The following is a 26,030-nucleotide window of genomic DNA, read 5'->3' as shown; positions in this document are numbered from 1 at the left end:
TTAAGGAGATACAGGCTTATATTTATTACCATTTTTTGTTACCGAGAAAATAAAGAACGAAAAGAATACAGCATAAAAAAATACACCCTTATCCACATCCAACAAATTCTCTGACAGTGATATAAATGAAATCAATGTCATAAAAGTAAAAAACAACAGATCCTTTCTTTTTACCGCAATATTAAAACCATACCATAGTGTACCTAAATAAATAAGCAGGCCCCAAATACCTGATTTAAATAGGAAACTTAGGTACTGGTTATGTGCGTTCAGGTTCTTTAAAAACGAGCTGTAGTATTTTTGCTTAAAAAATTGTTCATGTAGCAGGGCCGTTTCCGTTCCGGCGCCATGGCCAAAAACGGGCGCTTGTTTTATAGCATTAGTAACTATGCCCCACCGCGCCATACGCGAGTCAAGGATCTGGCCGCTTGCTGTATGGGAAAGATCTGTGCGAAGGTCTGTTACATAACGGGTGCGTAAAGAACCGACAGAAAAAATGACAACTAAAAGTAGTACAGAAGCTGATGCTGATATTGCAGTATACCGCCAGCGCATTTTTTGCCTCAACAAAAACCAGGGTATTGCCAGGTTAATAATTAAAAGTAATGGGATAAAAACAGATTTAGAGCACAGTTGCACCAAACCCGCCGTTAATATTATAGCGCATATCACAAGCCGCTTGCGCTGCGTTTTGTTATTCATCAAAACAGATATTACATAAACCAGCGCTATGGCTATCTGCATAGAAAAAAATGTTGCGTGCATGTCAATTGGCGCAGAAAAATTATGGTTGGTAAACGCCGCAGAAAACAAAGCCGATTTAGGCAGGTGATAATATCTGATCAGCCTTATGGCATCTGCATATAAGTAGATAACGGTAGCAGCACAAACCCACGCGAAGCCCATGAGCAATTTTTCCCGGTATTCTTCAAGAGCGACGGCGGCTAAACAAAACAGAAACGGGATAATTAATATAGGAATATGCAGCGTCAATTCGCTGAGCGCCCCGGTTAGGTTAGTTGTATATAACATGCTGATTACTGTTACAAAAAACACTGAGGTTAGCGCTATATTGCGCAATTCAAAACCCGGTTTACGCAGATGTATCAGCAGGTGCAGCGCAAAGCTTATCAATATAACATGGCTAAAAAAACGATCAAATGGCAAACTGGCCATCAACATTAATAAGTGATAATAGCTTATACAGTTAGTGAGATTATCCCCGGTTTTTTGCAGCTGGTTCATGGTTGTGGTTCAGGTAACAGTCAACAGCAAACTCTTCGTACTGGCCTACAATCCTGTCCCAGTTAAAATGATGCTTTATTTTATGCGCATTATTGATAACCATGTTTTGCTCGTTATTTTGGCGCTGCACATTTTCAACCAGACTGCATACATCACCTGCGTTTGAAAAGTAAAAAGCATCAGTATTTAGTACCGACCTGTTAAAGGGGTTATTGTGAGCAGCAATTAAGGCCTCGCTCGCCATGGCTTCTAACAGCGATGGATTGGTGCCACCCACACTATGCCCGTGAAAATAGAGGTAAGAGTTATTTTGTAACACCCTTACACTTGGCGTATCGTAAATAGCGCCTTCAAATTTTATCCGGCTATCATTTTTAAATTTGTGTGTGATGAATTTTCCGAATCTGTTTTCAGTGTTACCCAACACCACAAACTGCTTGCGCGAGTTACTGTTATTAAAACCCTGCAAAATGGTCTCGATGTTATTTTCAGGCTCCATGCGGGCCATCAATAAAAAGTAATCTTCTTTAAGTGCCTGTTTTCTGGTTAGCTGCTCCCGCTCATTCAATGAAAAAGGATCCGCTCCGTAAGGGATATAATGACTGTTAATTTCATATTTATCTGCTAAATAAGTTTTAATAATTGACGAATCTGAAATATAATAATGACTGTACTTAACAGCCAGTTGTTCGGCGTATTTCAAAAACTTTTGGATAGGCTGACTGTATTTTGAGCGTTTCCATTCCAACCCATCCATATTGGTAATGATTGTGCTTTGTTTAGGATAAAGTTTACCCCAAACCGAACTGCTGGTATAGCCCATCAGTAAAATAACATCATAGTTTTGCCTCCGGGCATCTATCAGGCAATTAAAATCATAAATAAACTGACCGGCAGCACCCATCAGGTATTCGGGATCATAACAATGTTTAATTTCAACGCCGTTCCATTTATCTTTTTGATACGGGTGATTATGTGAATTATAAACTGTTACCCTATGCCCACGGTTAACCAGCCCTACTGATACATATTCTGATATGTGCTCAAAACCGCCATAATAATTGGGAATACCCCTCGTTCCTAAAATCGCTATCTTTAATTTCATTGCAGTGTTAATTGATATGCCCTAAGCGTTTGTTTTGCGGCTTGCGGCCAGGTATATTTCTCTAATATTTTTTCGCGTAGCGATGTATTAACAGTTGCGGTGCTTGCATTTTCAACTTCAGCTAAAATGCTTTGTGGCGATGCGGGATCGCAATAGAATGCGCCATCAGCAAAATACTCCCGGGTATCGCCTTTATCAGTAATTACAACATTGCATCCCATGGCGGCGGCCTCAACAGAACTTAGGCCAGTGGTTTCAAACCAGCTGGGTAAAATATGCACCTTGGCTTGCGCATAATACTGCAGCAATTGCAGCTGCGGAATGTGGTCTACAAAGGTGATATTGGATGCCGCTACTGCGCGGCATTCATTGTAATAACTTAACTGATTAGGGCTATGGGCACCAATTAAAAGCAACCTGAACCGGGTATTATTTAAAGCTTTTATCAGGTTTAATTGATTTTTTATGCCTTCAATTCGTGCTACGCAGAGCACCAGTTCCGCATCCTTTTTTACACTATCATCATATTGAAATAATTCAGGATCAATACCATTAGGAATGATGCTGTATTTAACCTTTGACGGATATGCCGTGTTCACCCTGCGACATTCTGAAAAAGAATTAGGCAATATCCGGCCGGCTTGCGCTAAAATAGTCATGATACTTTTGCGCTGCCCTTTCCATATATATGCCTTAGTCGCAAGGTGATCACGGCCAAGTGCCCACCGAGCCATTGTTTTTAAATACTCGATGGAATTACCTGTTAAATAATTAAATATTACCCCTACGCCTTTTCTATAGTACTTGTCATATTCGCTATAATCAACCAATATGGTGGATATTACAAAGGGCTTTGCCGCTTTTTTGCTGTGATGAAGTATATCTGCCGGGCGAATAAGATTAAAGAAGTGCAGCAAGTCGTACTGCGCATACTTAATGTCCTTATTGCTTAGTTTAATTGTTGCATTTATTCCCAGCATATTTAACTGCTTTGCTGTTTGTACAGCCTGAACAGTGTCTCCGCCCGGAACGCTATATAAAGTTGATCGTGCTATGATGGCTACATTCATAATTACAGGCGGTTTGGGCTTAGTTTATGCATAAAGGCAATTAGCTTTTGAGGGAGAAAACTCAGCGTGTACAGCAAATAGTTATCAAACCGCTGTGGAAATATTTTAATAGCGCGACTTATATGCCCACGCGATATTTGCGGCTGATAATTATCTGTAAGGAATTTTTTACCGCATAGGGCATGATAAGCGCTTTCGCGTATTTTTCTTGTATCCTGATCTTTTATAATGGCCAGCAGTTCTTCACCTTCGGCTGTTGTAACTACTCCGCGCAATACCGCGTTCCTTTTCAGGCTGCGAAATCTTTTACCGCGCCATTTTTCGTCGATGGTTGCCGATGTCGGGTTCAGCCTGTATTTGATGAGGGGCTCATTAAGATTATATAGCTTTCCGGCTTTGGCAATGTTGGTCCACAGCAAATAATCCTCAAAATTATGCGCATTTTCAGGGTATCCACCCAAACTAACTATGCTATCTTTTTTATACATCACGGCCGGGTGTACAAACGGGCAGTAGAAATACATTTTCTGTATAATTTCTTCGTGCGTATGTGCAATACATTCAAAATTGAACAGATGATCGCCGCCGGCAGAGATATATTCAGCATCACTGCCTACCAAAATATAATCAGGGTTGTTTTGTAAAAATGAAAGCTGTTTTTCCAGGCGCTGCGGGTAACAAATATCATCGGCATCAAAGCGAGCTATGTACAATGCGTTAGCGTTTTTTAAGCCATTGTTAAGCGCTGCCGCCACGCCCTGGTTATCCTGATTTATGATCCTGATACGCGGGTCGTTAAAGCTATTAATGATGTTCACAGTATTGTCGGTTGAACCATCATTCACAATTATCATTTCAAAATTGGTATAAGTTTGCTGTAGCACCGAATCAATAGCTTCGGCTATGTAGCATTCGGCGTTATAAGCCGGCATTAAAACGGTTATTGTGGGATCAACCTGCATACTCAACACGTTTTTGGCCCTCCTTTAAATTCAAAAAAAGCATCAATTCAAACAGTACCAAAACAGATAATTGCTCAAACCAGTAGTCCACAAAAAACACTATTAATACCAGCGCAATGATGGGAATGCCATAAGTGAGCAGCTTATAATGGCGGGCAAAAAAAGCTATGTATAAAGTAAACAAGGCAGCAAAGCCCAACAAGCCGTATTCGCTCAGCATTTGATCGTATACAGAGAACGGGCTATGTGTTAGAGAATGATAATCGCCGCGCTTGCTGAAAAACTCGAGATACAGATCAAGGTGGTTTGCCTTAAAATCCGGATCAATATAAACGTACTTAGCAGGGAAGGTGCCCGTAACACCAATACCGCTTACCCTAAAAGCCAGCTTTGATGAGAAATTACCCATACCGTCGCCGGTTAGTATTTTAAACGGATGCTGTAAAAAGAAAATAAGTGTTTGTAAATGTCCTTGCACCTTTCCGGGTAAGGCGGTGTTAGCTTCGGCTTGCGCTGCCAGATGCAGCTCTTTCTTATGTACGCTGATAAACTTAACCAATGGTATTTGTTCTGCCGGGGTAACCTTCAGGCCCTGAAAAGGCGGTGTATGTATATTAGGCGGAGGTATAAACACGCGACCTGCATCAGTAACAAAAACTTTCTTACTAACCGCCAGGCGCGGCGGGGGTGTCCGTTGGGCACTCAAACTATCCAGGTACAACAGGGCAAGCTTTTGTCTTTTTTCTTCATGATCTAATGTACTGTCGGCACGGAGTGTAAGAGGGATAGGCAGGGTATCAGGTTTTACGGGCGGGCTTTTTACGTGGGCGATATTTTTAAAAGTGTCTACAACATACTTGTTGTTCTCGGGCGATATTTTAGTCATAAACACCACAAAGAGCATCCCGCAAACCATTAAAAGACTTTTCTGATCCCGGTCGCTTTTAAATATAAACAGCGGTATCAGTATGATAAGCAATGCCAAATTGGTAAAGTTGCTTCCCGTTAAAAGCAATACTACCATGCATGTTAGCAACATGAAAGGCTTTTTAAGCATGTAGTAGTAAATGACCCCGAAGGCGCTTATAATAGCGTTGTTGGTAGAGGTATCAAAGGTTAGCCCTTTGATGAAATCGCCAGTACTTAAAAAGTATTTTTGATATTGCCCGCGGTAGGTATAGGGATTTACAGCGCCAATCTCAATTAATATAGCTGCGAGGTTAAGCAGCGAAAAGACTGCGTTTATTATAAAAAAGATCAGCAGCGTTCTGTGGATAGTTTCGACGGCGTTTTTTTCAACCGATAACTTTACCTGGTGAACAGCCAGTATGCACAGCAGCCAAAACAGAATACCCATACCAAAAACAAGCAGGTAGTTAGGCGCATTATAATCTTTGTTAATTATAACAGCTATCAGCGCTATTAAAATAATAACAGGGTAAAACAGGGGTATTCTTGAATTTCTTAAGCTGAAACCAAATCGAAAATTGGTGTCCAGCAAATAGACGATGACTATGGCCGGGATCTTAATTGCCAGTTTTACATTCAGAAACAGCAACAATAGCAATAGCAATTTCCAGTCGGCAAAGCCGCGGAGCTTTTTCAGGTCTATCTTTTTTAGGCTATTATACATTCCCGGTGCTTCACTGGTTTTTAGTTACAGGCGCCTAATGTAAACGCGCTGTTTTTCAAAAATGATTACGACCGGAAACGAACCTTGGTTGCCTATGTGGAATGATATATTAGCTTAAAACCAGCTTCAATTTGTCTTTATCGTTAAACCTTAAAGTACCGGTAATGACTAATGCTACGAGGTAAAAAACAACGCTAACCGGCAATGCCACCCAGCCCGCAGGGAAAATAAATTTTGCAGCGCATCCGCTCAACAATGCACAGAGGGCGCATACAATTAAAGGCTGCCAGCTATTGCCAAGCCGGGGTATTTTATTTTTTTGGAAGAAGAAGATAATCTGTGCCGAACACGATAACAAAAAGCCTGTAGCCGCGCCTTCATTTTGATAGAGCGGAATCAGTATAACATCGGCAACTACATTTACTATCAAGGTTACTATAAATGAATGCAATATCATTTTTAAGCGGCCCTGGGCAAAGTAAATGGTCCAGAAAAAATTTTGCAGGTATAACAGCGGCATACATAAGCTTAAAATAAAAATGGTTTTGGTGTTAACTGCCCCGTATTTGCCGGCGGTAATGGCATCAATAACCGGAGCCCAGCAAACATTTAACAACAAACCAATAAACGCTGCAATTATTAATTCTGCTCTCAATAAAAGTTGAATTCCGGACGTGTCTACATCCCTGCCCGTAAACAGCTTAGTGAAACGCGGGATAAGCAATGGGGCAATGGCCAGTAGCGGAAGTGTTGCCATTTCAAATATCTTATAGGCAAAACTATACTCTGCCAACTTAGCGGCCGAAAGAAAAATCCCGATAAATATCCAGTCAAGCCGGGCCAATGCAGCGGTAATAATAACAACGCCGCTTTGCGGCAGGGCCTCGCGTAGTAGTTTTAAATAATCCGTTTTATACCATTTAATGGCTATTGTACTATTTGCTTTTTTAAAAAGCAGAATACTCAAAAGCAGCTCCATCAAATCACCAACAACAAATACTGCTGCCAAATTGGCCAAGCTTATAATATGTAAAACCAATAAAATTATTAAGCCAATAAATCGCACAAAGTTTGAAACCAGCAGCATATAAGCTAATAGTTTAAATTGTTCTAACCCGCTTGTTACCTGTTTAAAAGGGGTAGAGAAAAACATCAGCAGTTTTCCTATACCAATTAATAACACCAAATCATAAATCGCGCCCTTTGGTAAGATCAACCAGCCGGTTATCAGTATGCTATAAAACAACAAACCGACAAGCAACACATGGGATAAATATATTGAAAGCATATGCTGTTTATCCCCGCCAGCGGCAACCTTCTTTATGATGAGCTGATCCATACCGACTGAAAGTATGTTAAATACAGCCAACAGTATGGCCAATGTTAGGTTAAGCCAGCCAAAATCTGTTTTATTTAAGGTGGTTGATAACAAAAGGAATATGCCAACCCCCAGCACCTGGTTAAGCACCAGCTGTAAGGTGTTGGCGGAAAGATTTTGAATAAGCTTTGACTTCATGCCGATGCTGCTAGTATTCAACCGCAAGGTCACGTTCCAAATGTTCGTTTTTGCTGTAGCTGCGGGCCATTTGATTTAAATAGTGGTATTTAAGCCAACGGTTTTTATAAATGGTTTTTGCTATAACCCAACCCTCGCGGCCATCTAAAAAACCTAAAAGCAATATATAATTCCGAAAAAAATTGAAAAACGGCGATAAATACATGTTAACAAAACTGGCCCGTTTCCCAACTTGATAGTATTTGGCCGCACTTAGTTTAGCATAGTAAATAGCCTTACTGTCACACTCAAAACTGTCTTTCACAGAATAATGATTGATGCTGCCTGTAAGTGCTGCTATTTTAACCTGCCCCTGTAGTATTAATGTTTCATGCACTAAGGGTTCAGACCATTTTACGTGTTTCTTATTAAAAAGACGGATATGATGATCGCGGCCCCAATTACCAAAACGTATGCGCCTTTTACCAAAGAACGACCTGAACTTTATGTCATATACCACCTGCTCATCATCAAGTTTCAGATCGTGCAGGGCCAACACTAATTCTATATCGGGTACTTCATCCGCATCAATACTCAGTATCCAATTGTACGCAGCCAGGTCACTTCCTTTATTTTTATTGGCCCCATAGCCTCCCCAGCTTTTTTGATAAACCCTGCAGCCATTTGCAAGGGCTATACCCTCAGTACCGTCGGCGCTGTCGTTATCAATTATTATAATATCGTCGGTTATAAGTTTTGCTGCGTTGATGCTTTTTTCGATGATCTCGGCTTCGTTTTTTGTGATAATAACTATTGATATAGGAATCATGTGTGTACGTTTTATAACCCTGACGGCTTTGTATTACGTATCACGCAAAGTACGCACTAAAGGTTGCCTGACAGTTGATATTTGATACAGCCGTTGCGATGAGAGAGTTGTAATGATCTTACCCGAGAAATGTGCTTTTGATGGGTGGAATTATGCTGAAACCAACTGAAGTAACGCGTTTTTGCTGTTGCAAAACTGTTGCTATTGTGTTGCTAAAGTGTTGCTAATCTGTTGCAAAAAACGGGCAATTTATGTCTTTTTAAATGTGCTTGTAATCAGCTATTTAACTGTATTTTATAGCTGATTTTCCTGACGAATAAGTTATTGCAATTAAAATCGCAAATATTTGGAAATAAGCTGATTATGTATTAACAACATGGGTAATACATATTTTCTGCAACACCACGCGTTAATTACACCACCGAACTTGCCTTATAAATAAACCAAGCGTTTAAAATTACATAGCTCGCCAATAAAATCTGGGCTATAATAAAATCAAATTTTTGTGCCTGCGCAGGCTTACCTTTTTTAATCAATTTTAACGAATAGGCTGTCGCCATTATAACGGTTAAAATAAACAACAAAGTAAGGCAATGTAGTGTATCAACCAGTGTAAATGTTGTTGAGTCTGGTAATGATGAATCAACAATATACTTATTACCAATAACTGCAAATAACGCGCCTACGCTTAGGCCAAATCGGGAGTCAATGCTGTCTGTATGTATATAAAAACACATATAGGCAATTAAAAATGCCACATACATACCCAAAAACATTTTCCAGAACAAGCCTGTAGCATCGCGGTTAATCCGTAAAAGAACTTTAAAGTTACTGTATTCGGTATGCGGCTTAACAAGCGACTCATCGCCAAAGCCGGTTTCGTAAACTTTAGTGCCTGTTGTTACATTAATACTGTCTACATTCCAGCCGCGCAAGGTAAAACGCGGGTCGAAATGGTTACCCAGGGTATCAGCAGAAAAAACCAGCGCATCAGAATCAAACTGTGAGTTTTCTATGGAGAAGCGCAGCTTCTGGCTGTCAAAAGGAAAATTATCTATGGCCCACGAATCCTTCATCACACATTGCAGCTTCATCAAAAGGTATATCTTCCCCCCGGTACTGTCAATAGTTGAGTAGGATTTAACCACTGATTTTGCCTGCGGCACTTCCAAATTCTGTACAAAATCAAACTTTTTGTCTTTGTATTTAAGCCACAGCCAAAGGTTTACGGTGTATTCTTTTTCTTTAAAATCAATATCATGTATACTGGTGATGTAGACACCGGCTTTAACAGTATCGGGTTTAGGGTGCTGTGCCCTGACAATGGTAACCGATAATAAAAATAGAAAAGTGTATAAAAGTTTTTTCAAGGGCATATCTGCAAGGTTATCAAATTTACTTATTTAACTGATAGCATTTTAAAATATCAATACTATAAACAGTTAAATCATATTATGATTTAATGAAATTTCATTTGAATTACAACAAAACACCCTTATTAAATGTAAATTTACTACGTATGAGTAAAGTGTTTACAATAGCAGATGGTCTTGAAAATTTAGGGGCCTTACGCACGGGCGGGCAAGGTTCCGTTTATAAGGGCAGACGTAAAGGCATTATTTACACGGCTGTAAAACTTATACCCACACCAATCCATACTGAGGACCCGCAGGATAAAAACTATCGCAACTTTCAAAACGAGGTTGCCAAGCTGCAAAAGGTGAATGAAATTCCGAACCCCAATATTGTTAAAATATTGAGTTCGGGAATTACAGAAAGCGGCTCGTTCCCTTATATCGAAATGGAATACATTGAGGGGCCCGATCTGAGTGAGTTGCTTACCGCTCCGAATGAAAAAATATTTACACTTAAAGAAGCTTTAAAAGTAGCCGAGCAACTGGCCTGCGCGCTTGCCCATTGCCATAAAGTTGGGGTTAAACATGGTGATATAAAAAGCGATAACATAAAGTATAACTCGCACACCGGCAATTATGTGTTGCTTGATTTTGGCCTTGCCATTATGAGCGAGGAGCAGCGCCGCACAAGCATACGCCATGCTGGCGCCGTAGAGTTTATGGCTCCTGAGCAGAACGAGGGTAAAATGCTTTTGCAAACCGATGTTTACAGCTTTGGCGTGATATTATATGAGTTGCTTGGCGGCCAGGTACCTTTCCCTTTGAACAGAGGTAGCGATACAGCGCGCAATGCGGTAATGGTGGGCCACCTTGAAGAAAAAGTGCCCGATGTGATGACGCTCCGAAAGGCCAACCTGCCAAAAAGCTGGACCAAAGAAAAAAAGGACGACGAAATGCACGTACCCGCATGGTTGTTGGAGATACTAACAAAATGCTTGCAAAAAAAACCGGAAGACAGGTTTGAAAGCGGCGCCGAACTTCATGATGCTATTGTGAAGGGAAGCATGTCGGTGGGCATCAATGCAATACCGGCTCTGCAACCTGAAATTATTGCCTTGCAGGAAGAAAACCGCAGGTTACAACAAGCATTGGCCCTGCAACCACAACCCGAAATAAGGTCAAATGGATTAAATGCGCCGGTATCGAAAGCTTTTTTTAACGGCATATTTGCGCTGATGATAGTATTTATGTTATTATCCGGCTATCTGTTGTTTATCAAAGACAGCTCAGCAAATGCCAATGTAGCTAAGGTTGATTCATCAAAGTATTTGCAAGACACTATACAGGGGGAAGAACCGCAACCTGTTTACAATGATGACAGGCCTGCAGAACGAGACACTGTTACAACAAAAAAGGCAGTAACCGAATCGGACACGACAGAAGATCTTACGCCCGATACCTCTTTAGCGCCACAGGAGTTTTAATCGTAACGCATCACAAACATCTGCTACAGTAAAATGTTCAGTACACATACTCACAATAATTCATGGAAACAAAAGGAAATTTTTGGCAACGCTTAGGTATTCAGGATTGGTTTTTAACTAATGAAACATCCGGTATAAATGGAAAGACCGCTGCCCTTACACCTGATGTTGTTTATAAGTATATTATTGAAAAATTTACCGATTCTATAAGAGAACTATCTTTCGGTAACCGGGTTGTGTTTTACCACGAATTTATTATCAGCTTTAACGCCGAAGATTATCGGGAATTTGTTGAAAACAGACAAGGGATTTTTGGTTTGATTGCCAAAGAAACTGTAAAAAAATTCTACGAAATTTTAAAAGAACACCGAACCGCAGGTAAAACAGTTGAACCATCGGGCTCAAAATGGGTTTTCAGGCTGGTGTCGCACCCGGATTACGTAAGGGGCGATAAAGGATTTATAGGAAAGTTATTACCGGATAATAATCAAAAAGCAGAAAACCTGCGCGTAACGTTTATTCCACGGCAAACAGGTATTGCACAAACATTTGATGTTAACAATGATATTTTAAAGGGCTTCACCTACTACAGCGATGGCTACATGGAATTACCCTACGAAGAGGAATTAGAGTACGCAGACGAAAAGACAGTAAGCAATAAAGTACTGGCCCGTTTAGAAACCATTATTCCCGATAAACAGTTTTCGGGTAAAAAGGTGGAATATTTGATGAAGGAGGATGATATGGTTATATCAGGCAGTGATGAGACGCGCGACGATGCAAATGTTTTTATTATTCCTTCAGAATGGGTTAACTCGCCGCATCTGCAAATTAAATATAACAAAGCCGATGGCAAATTTTACCTTGCTTCGTTTGGCGAGATTACTACCATGAACGAAGTGACAGTAAACAGAAGCGATGTAAATGCACCGGTTTGGACAGAACTTCCGGTTAATTCGCGGCTGCTGTTAAACGGAATAATTGGCGTTAACTTATTTAAATCATAGTATGTCGCACGGCTTGTCAATTGCATTGTTAGTACTTGTTGTTGGTCTACTGGCAATACATTTTATCGACATCAAAAAATCGGGTAAACAAGATGGCTGAAAACTTTTTTGGACTAACAGATACCGGCAAAGTACGCGACAATAATGAGGATACCTTTATTGCTCAGTATATTTTAAATAAACGGTATATACTGGCTTGTGTAATTGATGGCGTAGGCGGGTACCACGGCGGAGAAGTTGCCGCGGCCATAGCAAGAGAAGAGATCCTGAAAGAGCTTGAAAAAGACAAAGGAGATCTGATCTCTGAAATGATATCAGCTTTTAAGCAAGCTAACGCCAAGATATTTTCCGAAAGGCAAGCCAATAAGGAACACGAACAAATGGCCTGCGTGGCAACATTGGTTGTTGCTGATACACAAAACAATCAGTTTGTTTATGCTCATGTGGGCGATACCCGATTGTATTTGCTGCGCGATGGCTCCCTGATAAAAATATCAAAGGACCATTCATTTGTGGGATACCTGGAAGATTCGGGTCGGCTTACCGAAGCTGCAGCCATGAAGCACCCAAAGCGTAACGAGATCAATAAAGCATTGGGGTTCAGCAATGAGATAGACACAGACGATACTTATATAGAAACAGGGCAATCGCCTTTCTTGCCTGGCGATATGTTATTACTGTGCAGTGATGGCTTGACCGACATGGTAGACAAGAATGACATCACCGATATAATAACCGGTGACGATACGCTGGAGCAGAAAGTAACGGCACTTGTTGAAACCGCCAATAACAACGGTGGCAATGATAACATTACTGTTGTTTTAGTAAAAAACGACAAGGCCCCGAAACGTGTTGATGTAACTAAACCGGCATCCGCAGAAAAAAAAACTATTGAGGTAAATAAAGACACGTTGATTGTACCCGACGAGAAACCACGAACGCACCCAACCCCGGTGGCACCAGTTAAACAAAGCAGCAGCTTAACATTAATTTTAGGTGTTATTTGCCTTGTTCTGCTGGGCTCGTCAGTTTGGCTCTACCAGCAGTGGCAAAAATACAAACCTGCCGAAAAGGCAACAACCACACGTGCACCACGTAATGAGCAGGAAATTTTATTACAGGATGCTTTTGACAATGCCAAAGGAGACACGCTTATACTATCTGACAGCATATTTAAAAGCCCCATAATTATCAGCGACACATTATTTATAAAAGACGACAGTGTTTTTATAAAAGCAAAAGGCAATATAGTTTTACAGCGCGATACCGCCTACCACGGCCCGGCCTTGGTAATAGCGTCTTCAGCTAAAATAACTGTGTTAGATAGCTTGCAGTTTAATGATTTTGCTACCGCCATGTATGTTAACAATACAACGCTGGTATTAAAAAACACCCATTTTGTTGGCAGCACGTTTCCGGTTTTGAACAGGTACCGTTTTGGTGGCAAGGCCAATGTAACAGCCAGATTACCTGTTTTAATAATGCCCGGCGATTCTGTATCTAAACCCCGCGTAAATACAAATGGAAAAAGATAGCGTAGCGCCTAACCGAAACACTGAACGCTGGTTTTTACTGTTTGCAGCAATTCTATTATCGCTGTTTTTCTTCAGGTTATACACCGTATTACAAACGCGTTTTGCGGATGTAGACGCGCGCCTGAAAGATGGCACCATGATCAATTTAAATGCCAAAAACCCCGCCGCGTCTATAAGGCACCTGCTTGAAAAAGGCTATTATTTTGATGACAAGCGGGATATTGACCTGATAGAAGCAACTGTAGCAGGCGCTCTTAAGCCTGGAGAGCAAATTGATAATATTGGTGAACTGAATAAACGACGCTTTGATATTTCGGCAGACGAGGCTTATGCAAAAGGCGGGGAATCTTTTAAGTCGCGTGTTGAGGCATCACGATCCCTGTTAGGTTATACAGGCGATGATTCTTTACGTTTTGATGAGGAGTTAAGCAAGAAAGTGCGGTGGTTCACTGCAACTAACGATTTAAAAATGGGCAGTTATTCCATCAGCGGATCCATTTTAAATAAAGACGTCCCCGTACCGGGTGTATTGGTAAAGCTGGAGTTGATATTACCGCAAGACAGTATTTTTAATAGCGAACCTACCGAAGATATTAAACTCATAACATCAACAGCTAACGGTGTAGCTACAGTTTACATGCCTGATAGCGCGGGTAAAAAGCATTTGCAGGAACTAAGCGCATACGCCCGAACCGATGATGCAGGCCACTTTAACTTTAAAAGCCTGCCAGACAATAAAGCTTTTAAGGTATTGCCCTTGCAGCCGGGATATCAGTTTGGCTCGTCGCAGGGAGTTCAAAGTCTAGATGACGATGCATCCTTTACCTTTCAACAAAGGCCGCATACCATCAGGCTTTTCTCCACGCGCGATTTTAACATCTTAAAGAAAGAAAGATCACTCATCATACGCACCCCGCAGGAATTTAACGCGTGGTTTTTAATTGTTGCATCAAGCTTTGTAGGCGCATTTGTAGTGATGCACATCATCCTTTCATGGAAATTCAGCGCTGTCGATCAGTTTATTCTACCTGTTATTATGCTGCTAACCGGTCTGTCGTTTTTAACAATGCTGAGTTTGCAGGACCCCTTACGCGACAGGTTTTTAGCTAAAGATAGTCTTATTTATCTGGCCATAGGCTTAGTTGCAATGTTGGTTATGCTTACTATTCAGCTGCGGCGTTTTAATACCGATTCGCGGTTATACCGCATGCTGGTGTTTAAAAACGTTACCTCCGCGGCGAATGGATGGCCCTGGATAGTTTCGGCTATCTGCCTGCTGGCTTTAACAATAAGGTTTGGCACAGGACCCGAGGGAAGCGGTGTAAAAGTCAACTTGTTTGGCTTTCAGCCCAGCGAGGTTGTTAAATACCTTATCATTCTTTTCCTGGCAGGCTTTTTCGCTGTTAACGAAAAACTTATCAGCGAATATACCAGCTGGAAAAAACGCTGGTCGTTCTTTTCATTCGCGTTAGTATCTACCCTGGTAACATTAATGTTGTTTTTGATTTTGGGCGATCTGGGACCGGCAATGGTGGTATGCTTTACGTTCATAGCGCTGTTCTCGTTCTCTCGTGGCGACTTTATGTTTATGGCTATAGCCGTTGTGCTTTATGTAATTGCATCATGGATCTTCAATAGCGTTTGGCTTTCCACCGGAGTGACCTTAGGGGTTGTGGCCTTGCTGATGCTGTTTCAACGCAAGCAACTAAGCGAGTCGGCCATAATGGTATTGGTGATAATGGCCGCATTTTTAACCATCGATCAGGTTCCCTATCTGGAAAAGCTTTTCCCAGGCCCGGTACAGCGCTTGGTTGACCGTAAAGCCATTTGGCAGGATGCCTGGAACAATGAGGTTTATGGCGGCGACCAGGTAGCCAACGGCCTCTGGGCCATGTCTGGTGGTGGCATCAGCGGGCAAGGTGTTGGTGAGGGATTTGCCAAAACTATTCCCGAGGCCCATACAGATATGATCCTTCCTTCTATGGGGGAAGAATTTGGCTGGGTAGGTATCATAACCATATTTATCCTGTTTCTATTATACCTGCACCGCGCCATCATTATTGGGAGGCGAACGGGTACCCCTTTTCTTTTTTACTTATGTGCGGGTATCGGCATATCAACTTTTGTACAATTTCTGCTTATTGCCGGCGGATCAACCGGTGCATTACCTTTATCAGGTGTGTCGCTGCCATTTCAAAGTTATGGGGGCTCGTCATTAGTTGCCAATTTACTTGCTTCCGGGTTTTTACTATCGGCATCAAGGGTAAAAGGCACACCGGTACAGATAACCTATATTTCCAAACAACAGGATAAAAATCTGGTACCTGCCCTTATAGCGGCCTGTTTAGGCATATTGCTGTTAACCGTTAATATCTCGCGTTATTTATTTAATAATAAAGTGTGGGTGGTGCAGCCATCACTGGTTGCCGACCGCAGTGGCGCACGCATGTTCAGCTACAATCCGCGCATCGCAATTTTAATGAATAAACTTAAAGCAGGATCACTGTTTGACCGTAACGGAGTACTGCTGGCAACCAGCGATGCTGCCACAGTTAAAAAGCAGCGTTTTAAATTATACGGCGCAGGAATTGAAAATTACAATCTCGACTCTGCAATGCATAAAAGGGTTAACAGATACTATCCTTTTGATGATCAAATGTTTTTTTGGACGGGCGACGCAAACACGGGGGTGTTTAACGGCAGCGTAAACGGCTACTTTGCAGAATATGAACACGCTGCAGAACTACGCGGTTTTGACATGCCTACAAAACGGTTCTCTGCCATAGCTAAGCGATATGCCGAGAACAGGTATCTGGCCCGCGGTGTAAAGGAAATGACCGTTGTTAAAAAAGACTATAAAGCACTTGCGCCACTGCTGCTTGCCGGGATAAACAGCGCTGAAGTAGAAGCGTTTAAAGCCCGCAACCGCGATGTGAAGCTAACAATGGATGCCGGTTTACAGACCAGTATACAACGCTCTATCGCTACGGATACTTCATTAAATGATAATCGCGTATCGGTAGTTATAATGCAGGCTAACACAGGCGATGTGCTCACATCAGCTGTTTATCCGTTGCCGCCGGTACACAATTGGGAGAAACTGACCATGAGCTATGCGGAGCAAAACCAACTATCGCAATGGATGACCACTTCTGATCTGGGTTTCACACATTTCACCCAACCAGGTTCTACTGCCAAAGTGCTTACCTCTATGGCAGCCTTTAATAAACTGGGATTGGAAGCTGCTAAAAAACGATACACGGTAGCCTCATGGGAGCGTATCAGGACCAAAGGGTTGGAGCCTGATGAAACCGGTGTAATAGATCTGCGACGCGGTTTGGTAAAATCTAATAACGTTTACTTTATAAAATTGGCCAACCAGGAACATCTGGAGGAACAAATGGGCGACCTTTACCTAAAAACCGGTATGTTTTTACACGGCGTAGGTGGTTATTATTATAATAAACCCGACGAGAACCCGTCCGGAGAAGAAAAGTGGCGGGAACTATGGCGCAAAACCGAGTTTAACACAAAACCACGTTATAACCCCAATAACATACGCCTTACCCGGGCTAAAGGAATATCTGGCATGGCGTGGGGTCAGGGCGAGTTAATTGCTTCGCCTGCCGCGGTCGCCAGGTTAATATCGGGCGTTGCCAATAACGGTGTTATGGTAAATAATCGTTATGTGTTGAAAGTGAGCGACTCGCTGGCACCTGTGAACTCGGGAATAAAATTGGCCAACGATCCCAAATACGCGCAGCTTTTACGCGAATACATGATAGAACAAAGTGCGCCTAAGGCATATACATTGGGGCTTTCAGTTGCAGGTAAAACAGGTACGCCAGAACGAATCTGGAAAAAAGAGCAAATAAATGATGGCTGGTATGTGTTTTTTGCTCCTATGGCTAAATATAAAGGCAATATTGTGGTTTGCGTGCGTATCGAATCAACTAAAGGCTCTTCAGATGCCGTTCATCTGGCGGGCAGGCACGTTATACCATTTTTGCTAAAAAAGGGTTATATTAAAGATATCACTCAACAAACAAAAGAATAACAGTTAGGTTAAGTAATAATTCAGAGTAAATATCTCGTCAAGGTTGTATAAATATGTTATTAAATTTTTTTAAGAGCGAAGCGGAAGAACGACCGGATGATGTTAAAGGCGTGCGCCACGCCTTACTACAATTTATAAAGCAACAACTGCAAAAAGCAGAAGGTGGCGAAGGCGGCAATATTAAGGGTGTATGCTTGTATATAAATACCGGCGATGCTGAAAGGCATATTTATGAGGCCGCTGTTTATGCTGATGAGCCGCAAAAGCTAAGAGACGAGATACAGCGCATTGCAGACGACTATGCAGTAGAAATCCCGGCTAACTGGTCGCTTGATGTTACTTTTGACGAAGAGATACCTGCTGAAGCCACAAAGGCCTCAAATATTGACGTTGCCTTTTTTGTAAAAACCGGCAAACACTTTATAAAACAAACAGCCACTGCCTACCTAAGGGCTTTAAGCGGCGAGACGCTTGAGCCCGAATACACCTTACAATCTGACAACGGCAAGTTTAACATTGGCCGCGACAAAAAAGCACAGTCTGATGAAGGGTACTTTCGTACCAATCATATCGCCTTTCCATCAGAAAGCGAACACAAAGAGAATAAGTTTATCAGCCGCCAACACGCACATATTGAATGGAACAATGATGCCGGCCGTTTTATGATATTTGCTGACGAAGGAGGCGTACCACCAAGAAATAAAGTTAAGGTACGATCTGAAGCCAGCGAACAAATAACCAAGTTACATGCTACACATATAGGGCATCCATTGCAAGAAGGCGACCAGGTAATACTGGGTGAGTCTGTAGTGCTGGAGTTTAGCTATCAGCCCCTCAAAAAATGAGCAAGGTATTCACAATAGCTGAGGGGCTGGAAAACCTGGGTGCACTACGCACCGGCGGCCAGGGCTCCGTTTACAAAGGCCGGCGCTACGGACCAATCTACTCAGCTGTAAAGCTTATACCCACCCCCATTTATACCGAAGATGAGAACGATAAAAACTATCGCAATTATCAAAACGAGGTAACTAAACTGCAAAAGGTTAACGAAAATCCTAACCCTAATGTAGTTAAGATACTTAGTTCGGGGATTACAGAAAGCGGCTCCTTCCCTTTCATAGAGATGGAATACATAGAAGGGCCGGACCTGGCTGAACTTTTACACCCACCCCACGATAAAATATTTACACTTAAGGAGCTGATCAAAGTTGCTGATCAACTTGCTTTCGCCCTGGCTCATTGCCATAAAGTTGGCGTTAAACATGGCGATATAAAAAGCAATAATGTAAAGTACAATATCCATACAGGTAATTATGTGCTGCTTGATTTTGGCCTTGCTATAATGAGCGAAGAACAGCGCCGCAGCAGCATACGCCATGCAGGCGCTATAGAGTTTATGGCGCCGGAACAGCACGAAGGCAAAATGCTGATGCAAACCGACATTTACAGCTACGGCGTAATTTTGTACGAACTGTTGACATCGCAGGTGCCCTTTCCATTATCTGGCGACGGTGATACGGGTCGTAATGCTGTAATGTTAAGTCACATGGAGCAGGAATTGCCTGATGCCCTAAAGGTGCGCAGTGCCAACCTGCCTGTTGAATGGAGCGATGAACAAAAAGCGTTGGAGATGCAGGTACCGGCCTGGTTTACCCAAATATTGAACAAATGCCTTCAGAAGAAGCCGGAAGACAGATTTGTTGATGGTGCTGAACTGCACAACGCCATTATAAACGGAAGTATATCTGCTTCTGCCGGGTCTGGTGCAGCGCTTAGTGCCATAGCCCTTGAAACAGAAAATACGCGGTTACTTGAACAGCTGGCTTCTTTTAAAGCCACGGCCGGCACGCTTTACAACCATAATAGGGAGGTTTATGAGCGCAACCCAAAAATGACAATTATATCGAAAAGGGCCTTAAGAGGGCTTATTGCGATAGCCGGTATATTTATGTCGCTTTTTATTTATAAAATTTTCTCGGCAAATGAATACGTAGGCGGAAACCCTTATACTTACCAATCGCCTTACATCTTTTTTAAACCCTACAACGTTGATAGTATGTTAAAGGCTGAGCGCGCCCGAATTATAAAAGCCAGACTTGATAGCATTGACAGAAAAGCGAGAGCTGCACACGCAAATAAAAACCCGCCCGGGCAGCAAAAGAAAAAAAGGAAGAGATTTTTGGGGATATTTTAACCTCCTTCTGCTACCTTTTAAGAGCTAAAAGCCTCGGATCTTACGATTTGAGGCTTTTTTATTTGAATTAGCTCGTTTTTTGGTTACAAGAATATTGAACTATTGAAGAAACTATTGTTAACGGTAACTTAATATTAGAGTGGTTAATTTGTTAATATAATTTGTTAGCCAGTAAATGAAATTTGCCCTTTTTGTTGCAGCATTGGTAGTTACCTTTTCATTAAAGGTGAATGCCCAATTTAAAGAGGTAAATGCTATAAGCCAAAAACATCCCGATTCTGCCCTTATCATTCTGAAAAAAATTCACGCAACGGCAATTGATAATAGAAATAGAATAACAGAGGGTCTTTGCTTGCAACAAATGGGGCAGATATGTTATAACCAGGGTCATTATGCGCAGGCCTTAGATTTTTATCTGCATGCGGATAAAATATTCAACGAGCTCGATGATAAAAATCTAAGCGCCGCTAACCTTGCGGAAATGGGTGTGTTATACTATTACAATAAGCAACTTGATCAAGCCCGTGTAAGTTATAACAAAGCACTTTCACTATACAGACAAACCAAAAATTTAAAAGGGCAGGCAGATATTTTTGGCAACATAGGCCATCTGTACGAAAAAAAACAGCGGTATGATAGCTCGTTTTTTTATCAGCGCTTGGCCCTAAAAAACTATACTGCCATTAACTACACACAGGGTGCTGCCAAAATATACGAAAATCTGGGTAGTATTTATGAGGACCTTGCTAAATATGATTCAGCATATGTTTGTTTTAACCAGTCATTGCAGTTATATAATGCAGAGCACAACGAAATTAGCAGCATAGAGGTGCTAAATAATCTTGGCGATATGCTGCGTAAAACCGGCAAGCATGCAGCCAGCATTATTCAATCAAAAAAAGCCCTTGCTTTGGCTACGCAAACCGGCAATATCTATCAGCAAGCCTCGTGCACCAAAGATATCGGACAGGCTTATGCTCTGATGAACAACATGGATAGTGCCTACACATATTCTGAATTAAGCCGCAGATACTATTTAGATGTGTACTCAAAAGATGCAGCCAATCAAACCGTTTTTTTACAGGTATTATATGATATGAGCAAAAAAAGCGATGAGATTAACCGCTTAAATAATAACAGGAATATAAATCGAATTATAACCATCGCAGTAGTGATTGTCATTGTACTGGTGATAATATTAGGCTTGGTGGTCTTTAGTCGGCAGCGTTTAAAAATAAAAGATCAGCAGGTACAACAGGAGCTAAAAAAGCTGGAAGAAGAAAGCCTGATACAACAATTGGAGCTTAAGAGCAGGGAACTATCTACACACACCCTAAATTTGATCAAGAATAATCAGTTGCTTGAGCATTTACGCAGCACACTGCAGGCTATGGTTAAAGAAGATAAGCGCGACCAGAAAAAGCAGATGCAGCAAATTATATTGCAGATAAACGAAAGTTTTAACCATGAGCAACACTGGAAGGAATTTACCACAGCCTTTGAGCAGGTGCATCAAAGCTTTTTTGAGCAGCTAAAAAACTATAGCAGCGAATTAACGTCAGCCGATATGCGGTTGATAGCCCTACTTAAAATGAACTTGGACTCCGCGGATATTGCCACACTACTGGGCATATCAACTGATAGCCTTCGCGTATCGCGGTATAGGTTACGAAAAAAGCTTAACATTCCCCAGGGCGATAATCTCACGGCCTTCATACAAGCTTTATAAGCCCCACGTAAACCGTTACACAAAGCATAAATTTCATCGTTTTTACCCACTTAATATTGGCTTAATGTAACGGTAATAAAATGATAACGGCGTTTCTTATAGTATTTAACTCAATGACATTCAATAAATTACAATTCATTGTTGCCTTTTGATATATGTACTTTGTAACGGTGTTGCCTTTATGTAACACGCAAAGTTTCGTTTACAAAAATCGACAGCACATTTTTGCGGCGTCAATAAAAAATGACGGATACGTTATCGCAAAAATTCAATGCTATGAATAAAATTTTACGAATGCTATTACCCCTGCTGTTTTGTATAACGGCGGCAAGCGCAACAACAATTAAAGGCCGAGTTTATGATAAAAATACCGGCGAACCACTGGTTGGTGCCACTGTTACTATTGAGAAGTTTGGCAAATCAACCAGCACCGGTTTAGATGGATCTTTTGAACTGAAGGGCCTTAAGGCAGGTGCCGCGAGTTTGCGCGTTACCTACATTACCTATAAAACAGCTGTACAGGAAATCACAGTACTTGAAGAACACACCCCTGCTGTAACAGTTTATATGGAAAAGGATACAAGGGAATTGGAGGAGATTGCCATTACCTCATCAGGAAACGGCAATACAGACAATGCCGCGCGCAGGATTGAGCAAAACGCGATGCAGGTAATGAATATCGTTTCGGCAAAATCTATTGAAATATCTCCAGACCTTACAGTTGCCAACGTAATGCAGCGTGTATCTGGCGTTTCTATTGAGCGCAACAGCAATGGCGACGGTCAATACGCTATTTTGCGTGGTATGGATAAACGTTATAACTACACGTTAGTTAATGGCGTTAAAATACCAAGCCCAGATAACAAATACCGATATGTACCGCTTGACCTTTTCCCGGCTGACCTGATGGACAGATTAGAGGTTTACAAAACGCTTACGCCAAACCTTGAAGGCGACGCTATTGGCGGCGCGGTTAACATGGTGATGAAGGACGCACCTAATCGTTTCCAGGTAAACGCAAACATTGCGTCTGGTTATAACCAGTTGTTTTTTGATCGCAAATTTACCAGCTATGATGCTTCGGCAGTAAATCACCTTTCTCCTTATGAAGTTAGCGGGCGTACTTATAACGCTACTCAAGCTGATTTTCAAAAAGCTACCTTAGATTACAATACAAAAAAACCCGCTCCAAACCTTATCGGAAGTTTATCATTGGGACAGCGTTTTTTAAACGACAAATTGGGGGTGATTGTAGCAGCCAGTTATCAAAACACTTATCGCGGCAGCAATAGCACGCTGTACGGAACGGCTGTTAGCGGCACCGATGCTTACGCCACTGTTACAGATAAAGAATACAGGGAATATTCCGATCAGCAAAAGCGTTTAGGTTTGCATGGCAAGGTAGACTACGTTTTCAATAGCAAAAATAAGATCAGCCTTTATAACGTTTATGTTAACCTGCAAAACATACAAATAAGAGATGCTGTTAAAACTCCATTTAACGGCGTTTACGATGCTGCAAATGGCAACTCAGAACTGGTATACACTACACGCAGCCGTTTAACTGAGCAGCAAATCTATAACAGCACGTTACATGGCGACCATAAGCTGTTTAATGATAAATTTAAAATTCAATGGTCTGCGCTATATTCTTCAGCGCAGAATGACGTTCCGGATTATACTACTATCAGCCTAAACGGAGTACAAAAAAACTTTCAGCAAACTCGTACGGTGTTGGTTAACACGGCACCGGTAACCCACAGGTGGGAACGCAACACCGACGAAGACAAGGCCGGTTACCTTGACCTTACCTATATCGCAACAATTGGCGGCGAAAAAGTAGACATTAGTGCTGGCGGACTGTACCGCGACAAAAAACGGAGCAATCTTTTAAACAATTATACACTGGCTCCTTCTTCAGCTAATGCCGGGCTCATGTATGGTAGTCCGGGATTTCAAAAATATTCCGACTTGCAATTGTCAGTTACTAATCCAACAGGCGGCGTAGCCAATACTTCAACATACGATGCTTTTGAAAAAACTACGGCAGGGTATGGTATGCTTAAATTTAATGTTAAAAAATTACAGGTTATAGGTGGCGTGCGTGTAGAACATACCGACCAGGGCTACAACTTGTTGTTTCCACAGGGTGAACCAAGACCGATGGGCAGCCAGGTATATACAGATGTTTTACCCAGCTTAACCTTGAAATATCATTTAACAAACAAAGCTCAGTTGCATGCATCTTATTATAAAGCCTTAAATCGCCCGGGCTTTTATGAAATTGTTCCTTCAAGGCTGCCGGGTGAAGACTACGTTGAAAAAGGTAATGCTGATCTAACGTGCTTTAGCCGACAACTATGATCTGCGCTATGAGTGGTTTCCCGGTGCCGCCGAGCAATTATTGGTAGGCGTGTTCTATAAAAATATTCAAAATCCGATAGAATACACCTTTATTGCCGATGCGGTGCGCGGTCAGGATGTTTTTTATATCCCCGGCAATTTTGGTACTGCAAAAAACTACGGAGCCGAAATTGATTACATTAAGTACTTTAACAAAATAGGTATTAAAATTAACTACACCTATACCCATTCGCGCATTACTACTAACAAAAATAAACGTATAATAAACAGCACCACCGGCGATATACAAACTATCAATGTGGATCAAACCAGGCCGTTGTATGGTCAGTCTGAACACATTGCCAACCTTTCATTATTATTCAAAGACACTAAAAAAGGATGGGATGCGCAAGTTGCAGCCGCTTATACCGGCCCGCGTATCAACACGGTATCGCAATTCTTAAACAATGACCTGTGGCAGAAAGGCTTCGTCCAGATGGATGCTTCGGCAGAAAAAAGGTTGAAAAGCGGGTTTTCTGTATTCATCAAAGCAAACAACCTGCTAAACACTCCTACCCAACTGTTTATAAAAGGTGTTAGCCCTAACAGCAAAGATGCCGCGGTATCAAACGGGCAAACACTTATCCGCAACGATTACTACAGGCAAAGCTATGTGCTGGGTGTGAGGTTTAAATTCAATTAACATAAAGCATTAAAAAGTAAGAATATGAAAACAAGAAGATTTTTTATCGCTATAGCCCTGCTTATGCTGGCGTTTGCGGGCTGTAAAAAAGCCAACCTGTATGTAGATACCACTGTAGCTAACGGATCGGCCACGGGCGATATATCAGGAATTTGGGAAAAAGGCACCGTGCACGAAATTAAAGGTGACGTAATTATACCGGAAGGCAAATCCTTAACCATACAGGAAGGTGTAACAGTTTTAATGGATACGCTGGCTAAACCTGAGTTTATTGTTAAAGGCAACCTTTACGTTTTGGGTACAGATGAGAACCCGGTGAAATTTACCGTAAAAGACGAATATAAAACCGATAAAAAGAAATTCGGCAAATTGTGGGGTGGTATCCTTGCCGCGCCAACTTGCGCCGAGCTGGTACTTGACCATGCCATCATAGAGTACGGGGGCAACACAACTTCCGATGCGTCAACATCGGTAAAACAAGGTTTGTATAAAGCGGTAGCCGGCGAAAACGTGCCCGCCCTATGGTTCTCTAACATCAACGGAAAATTAATCGTAACAAATTGTATCATCCGTAATTTTCAGGAAGACTGTACTTATATAGAAGGTGGTAAAAGTATCTTCTCATTTAATAAATTCTATACAACAGGCGTTACCGGCGGCGAAGCTATGAACTTTAAATCGGGATGTCTGGCTGATTTGGCTTATAACCTGATTTACAGCACAAATACCAACGCCTTTAAGCTATCAAACGCAGGCGACCGCGTGCCACAGGCTTATATTATTGTTTATAACAACACCATGGTAAACACCGGCTGGCGCAGGCCAACTGCAAAAGGTGGTTCGGTTTGGTTAGAGGCAACCGTACGTGCCGACCTGTACAACAATCTGTTTGCCAATACACGTTTCGGTGTAAAACGAGACCCTAAAAAGCCCGAAGACTCGCGCTCTAAGTATAGCAACAACTGGTATTATGGCTATGATGCTACAACTGTTAAGCAGTTTCAACCAGGCGCTAATGATATAGTAGCCGGAACCAACGATGTACGCGGAACCAATGCAGGCGAAAATGACCCCAAATTTGTTAACTATCCTTTAAGCGCATCAGTAAACAGTGCTGATTTTGATACCAATTGGGATTTCCATTTGCAGGGTAACTCTCCGGCTTTAACAAAAGGCACAACCACTTTTACCCGCAATCACGCAGGCGGTATAGTGGTAAATGGTATAACTTATAAATCGCCTGAGCCATCGTTATATGTTGGCGCGTTTGGCACAAAATTGTAA

18 protein-coding genes are annotated in these 26,030 nt (G+C 41.8%); 10 read left to right on the top strand and 8 right to left on the bottom strand.

The window, feature by feature from the left end:
* The 8 genes from ACVW2L_RS21230 to ACVW2L_RS21195 form a co-directional block, all read right to left on the bottom strand.
* Nucleotides 1-1,245 carry an O-antigen ligase family protein gene (locus ACVW2L_RS21230; protein ID WP_457129946.1) on the bottom strand — a complete coding sequence of 415 codons (1,245 nt, stop codon included), beginning with the start codon at nt 1,243-1,245 and terminating at the stop codon, nt 1-3.
* Nucleotides 1,217-2,350 (bottom strand): DUF1972 domain-containing protein, encoded by a 1,134-nt coding sequence (locus tag ACVW2L_RS21225; RefSeq protein ID WP_457129945.1) that lies wholly within the window; start codon nt 2,348-2,350, stop codon nt 1,217-1,219. Before ACVW2L_RS21225 ends, ACVW2L_RS21230 begins: the two co-directional genes overlap by 29 nt.
* Nucleotides 2,347-3,420 carry a glycosyltransferase family 4 protein gene (locus tag ACVW2L_RS21220; RefSeq protein ID WP_457129944.1) on the bottom strand — a complete coding sequence of 358 codons (1,074 nt, stop codon included), beginning with the start codon at nt 3,418-3,420 and terminating at the stop codon, nt 2,347-2,349. The genes ACVW2L_RS21225 and ACVW2L_RS21220 overlap by 4 nt, the downstream gene beginning before the upstream one ends.
* Before the next feature lie 2 nt (nt 3,421-3,422).
* Nucleotides 3,423-4,382: a glycosyltransferase gene (locus ACVW2L_RS21215; RefSeq protein WP_457129943.1), complete on the bottom strand. Its 960-nt coding sequence runs from the start codon at nt 4,380-4,382 to the stop codon at nt 3,423-3,425.
* A complete protein-coding gene (locus tag ACVW2L_RS21210) occupies nt 4,372-6,015 on the bottom strand; it encodes a hypothetical protein (protein WP_457129942.1) in 1,644 nt (547 codons plus the stop codon). The genes ACVW2L_RS21215 and ACVW2L_RS21210 overlap by 11 nt, the downstream gene beginning before the upstream one ends.
* A 109-nt stretch (nt 6,016-6,124) precedes the next feature.
* Entirely contained in the window at nt 6,125-7,531 is a 1,407-nt protein-coding gene (locus tag ACVW2L_RS21205) for a lipopolysaccharide biosynthesis protein (RefSeq protein ID WP_457129941.1), read from the bottom strand.
* Nucleotides 7,532-7,541: 10 nt separating this feature from the next.
* Nucleotides 7,542-8,339: a glycosyltransferase family 2 protein gene (locus ACVW2L_RS21200; protein WP_457129940.1), complete on the bottom strand. Its 798-nt coding sequence runs from the start codon at nt 8,337-8,339 to the stop codon at nt 7,542-7,544.
* A gap of 413 nt (nt 8,340-8,752) precedes the next feature.
* A complete protein-coding gene (locus ACVW2L_RS21195) occupies nt 8,753-9,709 on the bottom strand; it encodes a hypothetical protein (protein ID WP_457129939.1) in 957 nt (318 codons plus the stop codon).
* Nucleotides 9,710-9,858: 149 nt separating this feature from the next.
* Here ACVW2L_RS21195 and ACVW2L_RS21190 point away from each other — a divergent pair, with 149 nt between their 5' ends.
* From ACVW2L_RS21190 to ACVW2L_RS21145, 10 genes are all read left to right on the top strand, one after another.
* Complete coding sequence (locus ACVW2L_RS21190) at nt 9,859-11,178, top strand: serine/threonine protein kinase (protein WP_457129938.1); 1,320 nt, start codon at nt 9,859-9,861, stop codon at nt 11,176-11,178.
* A 62-nt stretch (nt 11,179-11,240) separates the two neighbouring features.
* Complete coding sequence (locus tag ACVW2L_RS21185; protein ID WP_457129937.1) at nt 11,241-12,185, top strand: hypothetical protein; 945 nt, start codon at nt 11,241-11,243, stop codon at nt 12,183-12,185.
* A gap of 92 nt (nt 12,186-12,277) precedes the next feature.
* Nucleotides 12,278-13,720, top strand: coding sequence for a PP2C family protein-serine/threonine phosphatase (locus tag ACVW2L_RS21180; protein WP_457129936.1), 1,443 nt, complete (start codon nt 12,278-12,280; stop codon nt 13,718-13,720).
* Nucleotides 13,707-17,777 (top strand): FtsW/RodA/SpoVE family cell cycle protein, encoded by a 4,071-nt coding sequence (locus ACVW2L_RS21175; RefSeq protein WP_457129935.1) that lies wholly within the window; start codon nt 13,707-13,709, stop codon nt 17,775-17,777. Before ACVW2L_RS21180 ends, ACVW2L_RS21175 begins: the two co-directional genes overlap by 14 nt.
* Nucleotides 17,778-17,830: 53 nt before the next feature.
* Nucleotides 17,831-18,622, top strand: a complete 792-nt coding sequence (locus ACVW2L_RS21170) for an FHA domain-containing protein (RefSeq protein WP_457129934.1) — start codon at nt 17,831-17,833, stop codon at nt 18,620-18,622.
* The gene (locus tag ACVW2L_RS21165) at nt 18,619-19,971 is read left to right on the top strand and encodes a serine/threonine protein kinase (RefSeq protein ID WP_457129933.1); all 1,353 of its coding nucleotides are present in this window, start codon (nt 18,619-18,621) and stop codon (nt 19,969-19,971) included. The genes ACVW2L_RS21170 and ACVW2L_RS21165 overlap by 4 nt, the downstream gene beginning before the upstream one ends.
* Before the next feature lie 175 nt (nt 19,972-20,146).
* The gene (locus ACVW2L_RS21160; protein ID WP_457129932.1) at nt 20,147-21,700 is read left to right on the top strand and encodes a tetratricopeptide repeat protein; all 1,554 of its coding nucleotides are present in this window, start codon (nt 20,147-20,149) and stop codon (nt 21,698-21,700) included.
* A gap of 276 nt (nt 21,701-21,976) precedes the next feature.
* Nucleotides 21,977-24,064 (top strand): TonB-dependent receptor domain-containing protein, encoded by a 2,088-nt coding sequence (locus ACVW2L_RS21155; RefSeq protein ID WP_457129931.1) that lies wholly within the window; start codon nt 21,977-21,979, stop codon nt 24,062-24,064.
* A gap of 40 nt (nt 24,065-24,104) precedes the next feature.
* Nucleotides 24,105-24,746 (top strand): TonB-dependent receptor domain-containing protein, encoded by a 642-nt coding sequence (locus tag ACVW2L_RS21150; RefSeq protein WP_457129930.1) that lies wholly within the window; start codon nt 24,105-24,107, stop codon nt 24,744-24,746.
* A gap of 24 nt (nt 24,747-24,770) precedes the next feature.
* Nucleotides 24,771-26,030 (top strand): right-handed parallel beta-helix repeat-containing protein, encoded by a 1,260-nt coding sequence (locus ACVW2L_RS21145; RefSeq protein WP_457129929.1) that lies wholly within the window; start codon nt 24,771-24,773, stop codon nt 26,028-26,030.

The organism is Mucilaginibacter sp. HD30 (assembly GCF_054061755.1).
The sequence above is the reverse complement of the archived record's forward strand: the minus strand, read 5'-3'. Positions and strand labels throughout refer to the sequence as shown.

Bases quoted from the DNA above. Each gene is read 5' to 3' on its own strand.
- ACVW2L_RS21145 (WP_457129929.1), top strand. From the start codon at position 24,771: ATGAAAACAAGAAGATTTTTTATCGCTATAGCCCTGCTTATGCTGGCG.
- ACVW2L_RS21215 (WP_457129943.1), bottom strand. From the start codon at position 4,382: ATGCAGGTTGATCCCACAATAACCGTTTTAATGCCGGCTTATAACGCC.
- ACVW2L_RS21180 (WP_457129936.1), top strand. From the start codon at position 12,278: ATGGCTGAAAACTTTTTTGGACTAACAGATACCGGCAAAGTACGCGAC.
- ACVW2L_RS21220 (WP_457129944.1), bottom strand. From the start codon at position 3,420: ATGAATGTAGCCATCATAGCACGATCAACTTTATATAGCGTTCCGGGC.
- ACVW2L_RS21175 (WP_457129935.1), top strand. From the start codon at position 13,707: ATGGAAAAAGATAGCGTAGCGCCTAACCGAAACACTGAACGCTGGTTT.
- ACVW2L_RS21160 (WP_457129932.1), top strand. From the start codon at position 20,147: ATGAAATTTGCCCTTTTTGTTGCAGCATTGGTAGTTACCTTTTCATTA.
- ACVW2L_RS21225 (WP_457129945.1), bottom strand. From the start codon at position 2,350: ATGAAATTAAAGATAGCGATTTTAGGAACGAGGGGTATTCCCAATTAT.
- ACVW2L_RS21155 (WP_457129931.1), top strand. From the start codon at position 21,977: ATGAATAAAATTTTACGAATGCTATTACCCCTGCTGTTTTGTATAACG.
- ACVW2L_RS21190 (WP_457129938.1), top strand. From the start codon at position 9,859: ATGAGTAAAGTGTTTACAATAGCAGATGGTCTTGAAAATTTAGGGGCC.
- ACVW2L_RS21230 (WP_457129946.1), bottom strand. From the start codon at position 1,245: ATGAACCAGCTGCAAAAAACCGGGGATAATCTCACTAACTGTATAAGC.
- ACVW2L_RS21200 (WP_457129940.1), bottom strand. From the start codon at position 8,339: ATGATTCCTATATCAATAGTTATTATCACAAAAAACGAAGCCGAGATC.
- ACVW2L_RS21185 (WP_457129937.1), top strand. From the start codon at position 11,241: ATGGAAACAAAAGGAAATTTTTGGCAACGCTTAGGTATTCAGGATTGG.
- ACVW2L_RS21210 (WP_457129942.1), bottom strand. From the start codon at position 6,015: ATGTATAATAGCCTAAAAAAGATAGACCTGAAAAAGCTCCGCGGCTTT.
- ACVW2L_RS21170 (WP_457129934.1), top strand. From the start codon at position 17,831: ATGTTATTAAATTTTTTTAAGAGCGAAGCGGAAGAACGACCGGATGAT.
- ACVW2L_RS21165 (WP_457129933.1), top strand. From the start codon at position 18,619: ATGAGCAAGGTATTCACAATAGCTGAGGGGCTGGAAAACCTGGGTGCA.
- ACVW2L_RS21205 (WP_457129941.1), bottom strand. From the start codon at position 7,531: ATGAAGTCAAAGCTTATTCAAAATCTTTCCGCCAACACCTTACAGCTG.